13 protein-coding genes are annotated in these 10726 nt (G+C 68.5%); 10 read left to right on the forward strand and 3 right to left on the reverse strand.

Annotated features, from left to right (window positions below; genetic code table 11):
* A partial coding sequence (locus tag AC3XYG_RS42630; RefSeq protein ID WP_489145994.1) for an alpha/beta fold hydrolase occupies window positions 1–244 on the forward strand: 244 nt, incomplete at its 5' end.
* 99 nt (window positions 245–343) lie between these two features.
* Window positions 344–1246: an SDR family oxidoreductase gene (locus AC3XYG_RS42635; RefSeq protein WP_489145995.1), complete on the forward strand. Its 903-nt coding sequence runs from the start codon at window positions 344–346 to the stop codon at window positions 1244–1246.
* Here the strand turns inward: AC3XYG_RS42635 and AC3XYG_RS42640 are convergent.
* Complete coding sequence (locus AC3XYG_RS42640; protein ID WP_489145996.1) at window positions 1243–2166, reverse strand: choline sulfate utilization transcriptional regulator; 924 nt, start codon at window positions 2164–2166, stop codon at window positions 1243–1245. The two genes, AC3XYG_RS42635 and AC3XYG_RS42640, sit on opposite strands and share 4 nt — an antisense overlap.
* A 133-nt stretch (window positions 2167–2299) precedes the next feature.
* Here AC3XYG_RS42640 and betC point away from each other — a divergent pair, with 133 nt between their 5' ends.
* Together betC and AC3XYG_RS42650 are read left to right on the forward strand one after the other, a co-directional pair.
* Window positions 2300–3838 carry a choline-sulfatase gene (betC, locus tag AC3XYG_RS42645; RefSeq protein WP_489145997.1) on the forward strand — a complete coding sequence of 513 codons (1539 nt, stop codon included), beginning with the start codon at window positions 2300–2302 and terminating at the stop codon, window positions 3836–3838.
* A gap of 39 nt (window positions 3839–3877) precedes the next feature.
* Window positions 3878–4825, forward strand: a complete 948-nt coding sequence (locus AC3XYG_RS42650) for a choline ABC transporter substrate-binding protein (RefSeq protein ID WP_489145998.1) — start codon at window positions 3878–3880, stop codon at window positions 4823–4825.
* A gap of 219 nt (window positions 4826–5044) precedes the next feature.
* Here the strand turns inward: AC3XYG_RS42650 and AC3XYG_RS42655 are convergent, their stop codons facing one another.
* Window positions 5045–5761, reverse strand: a complete 717-nt coding sequence (locus AC3XYG_RS42655) for a hypothetical protein (protein WP_489145999.1) — start codon at window positions 5759–5761, stop codon at window positions 5045–5047.
* Between the two features lie 147 nt (window positions 5762–5908).
* Between AC3XYG_RS42655 and AC3XYG_RS42660 the strand changes: the two genes are divergently transcribed.
* From AC3XYG_RS42660 to AC3XYG_RS42675, 4 genes are all read left to right on the forward strand, one after another.
* Window positions 5909–6529, forward strand: a complete 621-nt coding sequence (locus AC3XYG_RS42660; protein WP_489146000.1) for a TetR/AcrR family transcriptional regulator — start codon at window positions 5909–5911, stop codon at window positions 6527–6529.
* Window positions 6530–6773: 244 nt separating this feature from the next.
* Complete coding sequence (locus tag AC3XYG_RS42665; protein WP_489146001.1) at window positions 6774–7472, forward strand: DUF3313 domain-containing protein; 699 nt, start codon at window positions 6774–6776, stop codon at window positions 7470–7472.
* A 57-nt stretch (window positions 7473–7529) separates the two neighbouring features.
* Window positions 7530–7745, forward strand: a complete 216-nt coding sequence (locus tag AC3XYG_RS42670) for a hypothetical protein (RefSeq protein WP_489146002.1) — start codon at window positions 7530–7532, stop codon at window positions 7743–7745.
* Window positions 7739–7930, forward strand: a complete 192-nt coding sequence (locus AC3XYG_RS42675) for a DUF6726 family protein (RefSeq protein ID WP_489146003.1) — start codon at window positions 7739–7741, stop codon at window positions 7928–7930. The genes AC3XYG_RS42670 and AC3XYG_RS42675 overlap by 7 nt, the downstream gene beginning before the upstream one ends.
* A 47-nt stretch (window positions 7931–7977) precedes the next feature.
* Here the strand turns inward: AC3XYG_RS42675 and AC3XYG_RS42680 are convergent, their stop codons facing one another.
* Window positions 7978–8817, reverse strand: a complete 840-nt coding sequence (locus AC3XYG_RS42680) for an alpha/beta fold hydrolase (protein WP_489146004.1) — start codon at window positions 8815–8817, stop codon at window positions 7978–7980.
* 295 nt (window positions 8818–9112) lie between these two features.
* Here AC3XYG_RS42680 and AC3XYG_RS42685 point away from each other — a divergent pair, with 295 nt between their 5' ends.
* Both AC3XYG_RS42685 and AC3XYG_RS42690 read left to right on the forward strand, forming a co-directional pair.
* Window positions 9113–9571 (forward strand): MarR family winged helix-turn-helix transcriptional regulator, encoded by a 459-nt coding sequence (locus AC3XYG_RS42685; protein WP_489146005.1) that lies wholly within the window; start codon window positions 9113–9115, stop codon window positions 9569–9571.
* A gap of 117 nt (window positions 9572–9688) precedes the next feature.
* Window positions 9689–10009, forward strand: a complete 321-nt coding sequence (locus AC3XYG_RS42690) for a ribbon-helix-helix domain-containing protein (protein ID WP_489146006.1) — start codon at window positions 9689–9691, stop codon at window positions 10007–10009.
* Window positions 10010–10726 lie beyond the last annotated feature (717 nt).

A 10726-nucleotide genomic window follows, 5' to 3' on the forward strand; every position in this document is an offset into this window, starting at 1 on the left:
CTACCGCACCAACGTGGCGCTGTATCCGGACTTCCAGGCCTATTTCCGCCAGCACCGGCCGCCGCTGTTGGCTGTCTGGGGCAAGAACGACGTGTTCTTCATCCCGCCGGGGGCCGAGGCCTACAAGCGCGACCTGCCGAAAGCCGAGATCCACTTCGTCGACACCGGCCATTTCGCGCTGGAGACCCATCACGCCGAGATCGCCGGCCTGATGCGGGAGTTCCTGCAGCGCCAGACCCTGTAACGGCCGATCCTGGTAACGATTATACCCGTATAATCTCACGACTTTAATAGAACCAGCCATGGGACGAGATGACTCTCCGAACCAATCGGAGAGTCTCCCATGCGTGTTTTTCTCACCGGCGCGACCGGCTTCATCGGATCTCGCATCGTGCCCGAGCTGCTGGAAGCCGGGCATCAGGTCCTCGGCCTGACGCGATCCGATGCCGGCGCCCACTCCCTCGCGGCGGCCGGCGCGGAAGCGCATCGCGGCACCCTCGAGGATCTCGACAGCCTGCGCGCCGGTGCGGCGCGGGCGGACGCCGTGATCCACACCGCCTTCGATCACGACTTCACGAATTTCGTCGCCAACTGCGAGAAGGACCGGCGGGTGATCGAAGCCCTGGGCACCACGCTCAAGGGCTCCGACCGGCCCCTCATCATCACATCCGGTACCGGGATGGGCGATGCCGGACTCGGCGGACTGGCGACGGAGGATGTGTTCAACACGAGCCACCGCAATCCGCGCATCGCCTCCGAGCTGACGGGCGAGGCGCTGCTGGAGGCCGGCGTCGACGTCCGCGTGGTCCGGCTGCCGCAGGTGCATGATCCGGTCAAGCAGGGGCTGATCACGCCCTTCATCGCGATCTCGCGGGAGAAGGGCGCTGTGGCCTATGTCGGCGACGGCGCCAACCGCTGGCCGGCGGCCCATGTGCTCGACGTGGCCAAGCTCTATGCACTCGCCCTCGACAAGGGCCGCAGGGGCGCCCGGTACCATGCCGTCGCCGAAGAGGGCATCGCGGCGCGCGACATCGCGGCGGTGCTCGGCGCGGGTCTCGGCCTGCCGGTGGTGTCCCTGTCGCCTGAGGAGGCGCAGGCGCATTTCGGGTGGTTCGCGATGTTCGCAGGGCTGGACCTTCGCGCCTCCAGCGCCTGGACCCGCGACCAGCTGGGCTGGGACCCGACCGGCCCGGGGCTGATTGCCGATCTGCAGCGGATGGACTATTCCGCAGCGGCCGCCGCCTAGGCTGTCGTCCGCTCCCCCGTCGCCTCGGCCACCAGCCAGTCGCGGAACGCGGCGCGCAGGGGGTCGGGGCGGTCGGCCAGGGGCTGGGCCAGGAAATAGCCGCGCTGGGTGCGGTAGGGCGCGGCCAAGGCAGCCACCAGCTGGCCCGCGGCCAGCAGGTCGTCGACCAGTGGCCGCCAGCCCAGCGCCAGCCCCTGCCCGGCCAGCGCCGCCTGCAGCACCAGCGGATAGTTGTTGAGGCGCAGCGACCGGCCGTGGGGCGCGCCGTCCACCCCCTGGCCGCGGAACCAGCCGGGCCAGTCGAGCCAGCGCGACGGGTCTGGGCTGTCGAGATGCAGCAGCGGCAGCCCCAGCAGATCGGCGGGTGCCGCGATCCGCGGCAGGCGCGCCAGCATGGCGGGGCTGCAGATCGGCAGCACCACTTCGGGGAACAGCCGGTCGACGGTGCAGCCGGGCCAGCGCCCGGCCCCGAAGGCGACCACCGCGTCGACGGCCCGGTCGCGCGGGTCGATCACGTCCTGGCTGGCCAGGATGCGGATCTCGACCCCGCCCAGCGCCGCGCGCAGCCGTTCCAGCCGCGGCAGCAGCCAATAGGTGGCGAAGGCGAAATCGGTGGCGACGGTCAGCCCGCCCGGGTCGCGCGCCTGCCGGATCTCGGCCGCGGTGTCGGCGATGGCGTCGAGCGACCGGGTCACGATCTGCAGCAGCCGCTCGCCGTCCGGGGTCAGGGCGACGCCGCGATGCAGCCGCCGGAACAGGGCGGTGCCCAGCCGCGATTCCAATGCGGCGATCTGATGGGAGACGGCCGGCTGGGTGGCGCCGAGCTCGCGCGCCGCGGCGCTGAAATTCGCCAACCGGCCCGCGGCCTCGAAGGCCAGCAGCGCCGGCATCGGCGGCAGGTCGCGACGACGCGTTGCCATAAATCCTGCTAATGCCTCCATGAGTGATGCCGGTCTTCACGGACCGGCCGGCCGCGCCGCACCCTTGTCTTGAACTGAGACACGGCGCCGGCCCGCTGGCAAGCGGGTGCCGGGCACAATCGAGAGGCTGATCTTGCAGGCTGATAAGCGGCGTCCGAATATCCTGATCCTGATGGCCGACCAGCTGACGCCGTTCGCCATGCCGGCTTATGGCAACGCGGTGGTGCAGGCGCCGGTCATGTCGGCGCTGGCGCGGGACGGCGTGGTGTTCGACGCCGCCTATTGCAACAGCCCGCTGTGTGGTCCGTCGCGCGCCGTGTTCATGTCGGGACGGCTGCCCTCGGCGATCGGCGCCTATGACAACGCCACCGAATTCCCCTCCGACGTGCCGACCTTCGCCCATGGGCTGCGGGCCCAGGGCTATCGCACCATCCTGGCCGGCAAGATGCATTTCTGCGGCGCCGACCAGCTGCACGGCTTCGAGGAGCGGCTGACCACCGACATCTACCCGGCCGATTTCGGCTGGACCCCGGATTGGGACCAGCCGGAGGCGCGGCCGAGCTGGTACCACAACATGGCCTCGGTGCTCGACGCCGGGCCCTGCATCCGCACCAACCAGCTGGATTTCGACGACGAGGTGGTGTTCGCGGCCGAGCGCCGGCTGTACGACCTCGCCCGCCGGGTGCCGGGATCGGCCGATGACCGTCCATTCTGCCTGACCGTGTCGCTGACCCACCCGCACGACCCCTTCGCGGTGCCCGAGCGGTACTGGAACCTGCATCGCGACGAAGACATCCCGGTGCCGGAGGACGCCCCGGCCGACGACCCGCATTCGCGCCGGCTGCGCGCAGTGTGCGAGTTGGATCGCACCCCGATCAGCCCCGAACAGACCCGTCGCGCCCGCCGCGCCTATTACGGTGCCATCGCCTATGTCGACGAGCAGTTCGGCCGGGTGATGGAGGCGTTGCGCCGCACCGGCCTGGCCGAGGACACGGTGACCATCATCCTGTCCGACCACGGCGAATTCCTGGGTGAGCGCGGCCTCTGGTACAAGATGAGCTTCCTGGAGGGCGGCAGCCGCATCCCGCTGATCGTGCATGCGCCCGGCCGCTTCGCCCCTGGCCGGGTCGGCGCCGCCGTGTCCTCCGCCGACCTGCTGCCGACCCTGCTGGAGCTGGCCACGCCCGGCGGCGCACCGGTCCACCCGACACCGCTGGACGGGCGCAGCCTGCTGCCGCATCTGACCGGCACCGGCGGCCACGACCTGGTCTATGGCGAATACCTGGCCGAAGGCGCCGTGGCGCCGATGGTGATGGTCCGCCGCGGCGCCTGGAAGTTCATCCACAGCCCGGCCGACCCGGACCAGCTCTACGACCTCGCCACCGACCCGGGCGAACGGGTGAACCGCGCCGGCGACCCGGCCGAAGCCGCCCGCATCGCCGCCTTCCGGGCGGAAGTCGCGGCGCGCTGGGACCTGCCGCGGCTGCACGATCAGGTGCGCGAAAGCCAGCGGCGGCGGCACTTTGTCGACGCGGCACTGCGCCAGGGCGCGCCGCATGGCTGGGACTGGCAGCCCCGGCAGGACGCCACACGGCAATACATCCGCAACCACATGGATCTCGACGACCTGGAGGCCTCCGCCCGATTCCCGCGCGTCACCCGCGGCGGCTGACGACACCGGCAAAAACGATAACAACAGGGAGACTGCATCATGTCCGGACCACGTCTCATCACCCTCGCCCTGACCGGGCTGCTGCTGGCCGCAGCACCCGCCATCGCCGCCGACCCCGACAGCTGCGCCACCGTGCGCATGTCCGATCCGGGCTGGACCGACATCACCTCGACCAACGGCATCCTCGGCACGCTGCTGGCGCCGCTGGGCTACACCCAGAAGGTCGACACCCTGGCCGTGCCGGTCACCTTCGAGAGCCTGAAGAACAAGCAGATCGACGTCTTCCTCGGCAACTGGATGCCGGCGCAGAAGCATTTCATCGAGCCGCTGACCGAGGCGAAGGCGATCGAGGTGATCCGCCCCAACCTGGACGGCATCCGCTTCACCCTGGCGGTGCCGGCCTATGTCGCGGAAGCCGGAATCAAGGATTTCGCCGATCTGGCCAAGCACGCCGACCGGTTCGACCACAAGATCTACGGAATCGAGTCCGGGGCGCCGGCCAACCAGAACATCCAGAAGATGATCGACGCCAAGGATTTCGGCCTGGCCGGCTGGTCCCTGGTCGAATCGAGCGAGCAGGGCATGCTGAGCCAGGTGGATCGGGCCACCCGGAACAAGAATTGGATCGTGTTCCTGGCCTGGGAGCCCAATCCAATGAACACGAAATACCCGCTGACCTATCTCAGCGGCGGCGACGCCTATTTCGGCCCGAACTACGGCGGGGCCACCGTCTTCACCGTGACTCGGCGGGATTTGTCGCAGAATTGCCCCAATCTCGCCAGGCTGCTGTCACAGCTGACATTCACCGTGGACATGGAAAATCAGATCATGGGGTCGATCCTGGACCAGGGGGAAGACGGCAAGACCGCCGCCACCCGCTACCTCAAGGCTCATTCCGATCTTCTCGCCGGCTGGCTCGCCGGTGTCACCACCCGCGACGGACAGGATGGGCTCACCGCCGTCCGCGCCGCTTTGACCCAGGGCTGAAGGAGGCCCGACGCGCATGTGGACCGTGATCCGGGGTTGGATCGACCAGCTGATCAAGCCGCGCTATCGCCCGGAGCGGCACTACATGCGCGGCCGGCCGTCCAACACGGCGTCCCGCTAAGGCCGCCTTCCGGCGACCGGCGCCAGCACGCGTAACCTCGCCCCGCGGCGCGGGGGAGGTCACGCAAAAAGCATCGGCGGGTCGGATGGCGCCCCCGATCAGCCACTATCCTCCAGCTGCTTCTCTGTCTTCTCTCGCACCAGGGAGCCTTCGGCCCCGTCCGCCGGGGGTGGCCAGCCTGACAGGTCCTCAGGCTCGCCCTCCGTCATGGGATCGACGACGACGTACTCCGGCCCTGGGTCGGCCTCATCCGGCGGCAGCGTCGTCTCATCCGGCCAGTGCTTCGGCCACTGCTCCTGGTCGGGCTCGATGCCGAGCAGATGGTGGATCCTCGTCAGCACCTCGCGGGCCGGCAGTGTCTCCAGCTCGTGCTCGAACTCCCGCTCCGCCAGCCGCTCGCGCAGCGCCTCCGTCCTGAATTCGGCACTCTCGGCATCGGCGGCGGCGATCGCCGCGGTGGCGATGCGGGTGACCGCGTCCCGTCGCCGCTGCCGTCCGGCGGCGACCGCCGCCGCATCCTTCGTCGTCGCCCCGACCTTGCGGGTGATATGGGCGTCGCGCAGCCGCGCGGCGAGGGCGATCGACAGCCGCACGGCGCGGGCGATCCGCTCCTGCATCAGCGCGAAATCGGCCTTGGGCGGCCCGGGCTGGAGCGCGGCCACGATCTGCTGCTGCTCGATCCGATGGGCGGTGCGGATGCCGATCTCGACCACCTCCGCCAGCCGGCCCAGCACCCACACCGTGAACGCCCGGTCGGGATCGAGCGGGGCGTCGGGAGAGTCGTCGGGGAGGGTGCTGGCGGGCGAAATGCTCATGAACAAAAGAAGAACACGAGTCGGCCGCGCCGTCCAGTGTTCGGCGAGTATTATCCAGCCGCCGGCATGAAACAGACCTTATGGTCTGTTTTTTAGGGCATCGATCCACTATCTCTGTGGGCCCGCCTCCGACCCAATGCAGGGATCATGGACAACGCCACCCGTTCGGAACGATCCCGCAGCGCCGCGATCCAGGCGGCGCTGGCCATCATCGCCCGGGATGGCCCCGGCCGGCTGACGCTGGACGCGATTGCGCGCGAAAGCGGCATCAGCAAGGGCGGGGTGATGCACCACTTCCGCACCAAGGCGGCGGTGCTGAAGGCGCTGCTCGAACACCAGATCGAGCATTTCGAGGCATTCTCCCGGGATTATCTGGCCAAGGCTGACCCGGGAAAGCCCGGGGTCAACCTGGCGGCGCAGATCATGACGTTGCGCGAAAGTGCGGCCCAGCCCCACTCCGCCTTCTTCGCCATCCTGGCCGCCGTGGCGGAGGATCCCGGCCTGCTGGCCGCCACGCGCGAGATCGATGCCGGGAAATTCGAGGCGATCAAGGCCGAGGCGGCGGACCCTGATCTGGCGACTCTGCGCTGGATGGCGGCCAGGGGCCTGGCGTTGTCGACCATGCTGGGCCTCAGCTCCCTGTCCGAGGCGGAGCACGACCGGCTGTTCGATCGCCTGCTGGACGACCAGCAATGGGCCGCCGCCCCTGCGGCCGAGGCGCCCGTCCCCATCCACACGCCCCGCAGCCGGGCGCGCAGCCCCCGCTGACGACGGGCTGCTCCGACACCTCTTCCGGCCGTCTTTGACTGATACATAAAAAAACCGACCAGACGGTTTGCAAATTGAAACCGATGATGTTAGGGTCTCGACATCAGCGGGCAAGATGACGACGGCGTGGTGCCGTCCGATCACGGTACAAACGCACCGACATCGGCGCTGGGCGAAAGCCCAGGCGCAGTTGGTCGACCGAATGGTCGAAACCCTTCCTGCTGAGTCCGAGATGGAGGGTTGAATGAACACATCGATCAAGGCGCGGCCATTGTGGATGGCTGCGCGACTATTGCTGGGCGGCCGGATCGTGATTGCGGCTGCTGCCACGGTACTGGCCGGCTGCGGCAGCGCGGACCCGGTCGCCTATTCGGGACTGGCCTCGTCATCCTATCTGAAGCCCGACCCGCAGGACGGGTCCGGCCATGTCCCGTTCCGCTACGCGACCCAGGTCGATTGGCGGCACTACAGCCGGGCCATCATCGATCCGGTGACGGTCTACCGCGGCCCCGACCAGCAGTTCGGCGACATGTCCGAAGAGGACAAGACCGCCCTCGCCGGCTACATGCAAAGCCAGTTCGCGGAGAAGCTGGGGTCCCGCTTCGCCATCGCCGGCGACCCGGCCCCGAACACCCTGCGCGTGCGGCTGACGCTGACCGGCGCGGCGACCAGCACGCCGGTCCTCAGCACCCTGTCGCGCTTCGACATCGCCGGCGGCTTGTACAACGGCGTCCAATCCGTGCGCGGCGGCGAAGGCACGCTGACCGGCTCGGTGCTCTATGCCGTCGAGATCTACGACGCGCCCAGCAACCGCCTGCTCGGCGCCTATGTCTCGAAGCAGTATCCGGGTGCCTACAACATCCCGGCCAGCCTGGGGTCGCTGGATGCCGCGAGGACCGGCATCGAAAAGGGCGCCGAGGCCCTGGTCGCGCAGATGAAGTGACCGCCCGCCCGGCGGACCGCCACCCACCCCGTTCACCGGCTTCTGGAGACCCCCATCATGACCCTGGCCATGCTCTGGCTCGGCGCGATCAGTGACAGCCTCGGGAAAGGCACCATGATCCTGGCCGTCGTCTGGCTCGGCGGCATCCTGCTCTGCGCCGTGCCGTATATCCTGGGCTGCGTGCTGAACCGGGCCGACGCCCGGCCGACGGCGCCCAAGGCGCGAACCACCACCACACCGGCCCCTTCGGCGGACCAGGACGAGACATGGTGACCCGTCATGGCCGATACGGCCGTCCGCTGCGGCTGGCGCTGATCCTGGCCGTGGCCGCCGGCCTGGCCGGCTGCGGCGTGATGGCCCTGCCGTTCCGCGCCACCAGCGCCGTGGTCAAGGTGGTGCCGGTGGCCGGCCATGTCGCCGCGGCACCGCTGGACGCGACGGCCGATGTCATCGACTGAAGAGTGACAGGCCCGGGACCGCCGGCGGCGATCCCGGGCCTGTCGCATCAGGCCTTGATGAAGGCCAGCAGGTCGGGGTTGAGCACGTCGGCATGGGTGGTCAGCATGCCGTGCGGGTAGCCCTTGTAGATCTTCAGCGTGCTGTGCTTCAGCAGCTTGGCCGAGAGCACCCCGGCATCGGCGTAGGGCACGATCTGGTCGTCGTCGCCATGCAGCACCAGGGTCGGCACCTCGATCGCCTTCAGATCCTCGGTGAAGTCGGTCTCCGAGAACACCTTGATGCAGTCGTAATGGGCCTTGGCGCCGCCGATCATGCCCTGGCGCCACCAATTGTCGATCACGCCCGGATAGATCTTCGCACCCGGGCGGTTGAAGCCGTAGAACGGTCCTTCCGGCACGTCGCGGTAGAACTGCGCCCGGTTCGCGGCCAGCGCGGCACGGAGGCCGTCGAACACCTCGACCGGCAGGCCGCCGGGGTTCTTGTCCGACTTCACCATGATCGGCGGCACGGCACTGACCAGCACGGCCTTGGCCACCCGGCCGTGGCCGCCATGCTTGGCGACATAGCGGGCGACTTCGCCGCCGCCGGTGGAATGGCCGATATGGACGGCGCCCTTCAGATCGAGATGCGCCACCAGTTCCGCCACGTCGGCGGCGTAGGTGTCCATGTCGGTGCCCTTGTCGGTCTGGCTGGACCGGCCATGGCCGCGCCGATCATGGGCGATGACGCGGTAGCCCTGGGCCAGGAAGAACAGCATCTGGGCGTCCCAATCGTCGGCGCTGAGCGGCCAGCCGTGATGGAACACGATCGGCTGCGCGTCGCGCGGGCCCCAATCCTTGTAGAAGATCTGGGTGCCGTCCTTGGTGGTGATGGTTGCGCTGCTCATGGTGCTGTCTCCCGATGCTGGGTGTGAGGGTTTGGCGCCGGTCTGCGCCAGGGAAGCATGCGGCAGGGCCGCGGCGGCGGCGAGTCCGACCCCCGCCGCGAGGATAAGCCGCCGCGAAATCTCGTCCGTCCCGTGCTCGCTGTGATCCATCTGCGGCTCCATTGATATCGCAATAATCATTATCGCGATAACGAACTGCTATCCGATTACCCCGGCCGCGTCCAGTGAATTATTTATCGCGATATCATTTTTCGTGATAATAATACCCTATGCCTTTATAGACCGGACCGATGCCGTGCCCGACTCGACCCCCCTGCCCTTCGCCCTGGACCGGCAGATCTGCTTCACCCTGTACCGGACCAACATCGCCATCAACCGGACTTACAAGCCGATGCTGGACGAGATGGGCCTGACCTATCCGCAGTATCTCGTGCTCAACGTCCTCGGCGAGGAGGACGGCCGGACCATCGGCGCCATCGCCGCCCGGCTGACCCTGGACTCGAGCACGATCACGCCGCTGGTGAAGCGGATGGAGGCCGCGGGCTACGTCCAGCGGCAGCGCAGCCCCGACGACGACCGCCAGGTCCAGGTCCGGCTGACCGAAGCCGGGCGCGGGCTGTATGCGAAGAGCCGGTGCCTCGGCGAGCAGTTGCTGCTGCGCTCCGGCCTGACCCTGCCGCAGCTGGACGCCCTGAACCGCCAGATCCAGACGCTGGCGGCGATGCTCGATCCCCAGCCCGGCGAGGCCGAATAAGGCCCGGTAGGCGAAGCGCGGCGGGCCGGCCAAGCCGATTCTCCGTCCCTTGGCCGGATTGACACGGCCGGCGGATCGGGTTGGAGTTGCCTAAAATGCCAGCCGGAGGAGGATTCGATGTGCCGCCTGTTCGCGCATCAGCCCATCGAGAACTATCAGTGCGAGACGCGATCCCTACGGATCGGGGGCCACGGCACCTCGATCCGGCTGGAGGCCTTGTTCTGGGTGGTCCTGGAGGAGATCTCGGCCGGCGAGGGCCTGAGCCTCGGCCGGTTCCTGACCAAGCTGCATGACGAGGTGCTGGACCTGCACGGCAAGGCCGACAACTTCGCCTCGCTGCTGCGCTGTTCCTGCCTGATCTACCTGCAGACGCAGAGCTGGGTCGGGCCGAAGGCGATGCAGGCCCCGGTCGACCGCCGGACCGACGTCGCGGCCTGAGATCGCCAGTCGGTCGTGAAACAGCGTATTGCCTCTCCCGCCTGGCGGGAGAGGTCGGGCTCGCGCAGCGAGACCGGGTGAGGGCTGGCCCCGGCCTCGACAAACTCCCCTCACCCGGAGCCGCTGCGCGTCTCCGACCTCTCCCGCAAGCGGGAGAGGCAACGCATGGTGCGGTCCCTCCAGCGTGATCCGGCCCAAATTCATCCCGCCCTATGCCGGGCGCTTGAACCCGGCGGTGTCGATCGGCAGCTGGCGGATGCGGTGGTGGGGACCGCCGTCTCGGTCATCGCCTCATCCCTTTGCATCCATCCTCATGCTCTTCTTCTGTCATCCTCGGGCTCGACCCGAGGATCCAGGGACCACCAAGAGCGGCTCTCGGTGGTCCCTGGATTGCCCGGTCAAGCCGGGCAATGACAGTGAAAGACTGCATCGCGTTGCCTCTCCCACCTGGCGGGAGAGGTCGGGCTCGCGCAGCGAGACCGGGTGAGGGCGGGCCCCGGCCTCGACAAAACCCCCTCACCCGGAGGCCCAAGCGCCTCCGACCTCTCCCGCAAGCGAGACCTTTTCAGAAAGGGTGTTGCGGCGGCGAGGGAGAGATTGGGCCGGAGGGAAGAGTGGGGCCTGGGGTCAGCGGCGGGATTGGGATCGTCCAGGAGCCGGCCGGGTCCGGAGCTCCGGGGTCAGGCGGATTTGGTTTTGGGAGTGGTGAGCACGACC

This window comes from Inquilinus sp. (genome assembly GCF_057815775.1).

Bases quoted from the DNA above. Each gene is read 5' to 3' on its own strand.
- AC3XYG_RS42670 (WP_489146002.1), top strand. From the start codon at position 7,530: ATGACCCTGGCCATGCTCTGGCTCGGCGCGATCAGTGACAGCCTCGGG.
- AC3XYG_RS42655 (WP_489145999.1), bottom strand. From the start codon at position 5,761: ATGAGCATTTCGCCCGCCAGCACCCTCCCCGACGACTCTCCCGACGCC.
- AC3XYG_RS42635 (WP_489145995.1), top strand. From the start codon at position 344: ATGCGTGTTTTTCTCACCGGCGCGACCGGCTTCATCGGATCTCGCATC.
- AC3XYG_RS42675 (WP_489146003.1), top strand. From the start codon at position 7,739: ATGGTGACCCGTCATGGCCGATACGGCCGTCCGCTGCGGCTGGCGCTG.
- AC3XYG_RS42690 (WP_489146006.1), top strand. From the start codon at position 9,689: ATGTGCCGCCTGTTCGCGCATCAGCCCATCGAGAACTATCAGTGCGAG.
- AC3XYG_RS42650 (WP_489145998.1), top strand. From the start codon at position 3,878: ATGTCCGGACCACGTCTCATCACCCTCGCCCTGACCGGGCTGCTGCTG.
- AC3XYG_RS42680 (WP_489146004.1), bottom strand. From the start codon at position 8,817: ATGAGCAGCGCAACCATCACCACCAAGGACGGCACCCAGATCTTCTAC.
- AC3XYG_RS42660 (WP_489146000.1), top strand. From the start codon at position 5,909: ATGGACAACGCCACCCGTTCGGAACGATCCCGCAGCGCCGCGATCCAG.
- AC3XYG_RS42640 (WP_489145996.1), bottom strand. From the start codon at position 2,166: ATGGCAACGCGTCGTCGCGACCTGCCGCCGATGCCGGCGCTGCTGGCC.
- AC3XYG_RS42665 (WP_489146001.1), top strand. From the start codon at position 6,774: ATGAACACATCGATCAAGGCGCGGCCATTGTGGATGGCTGCGCGACTA.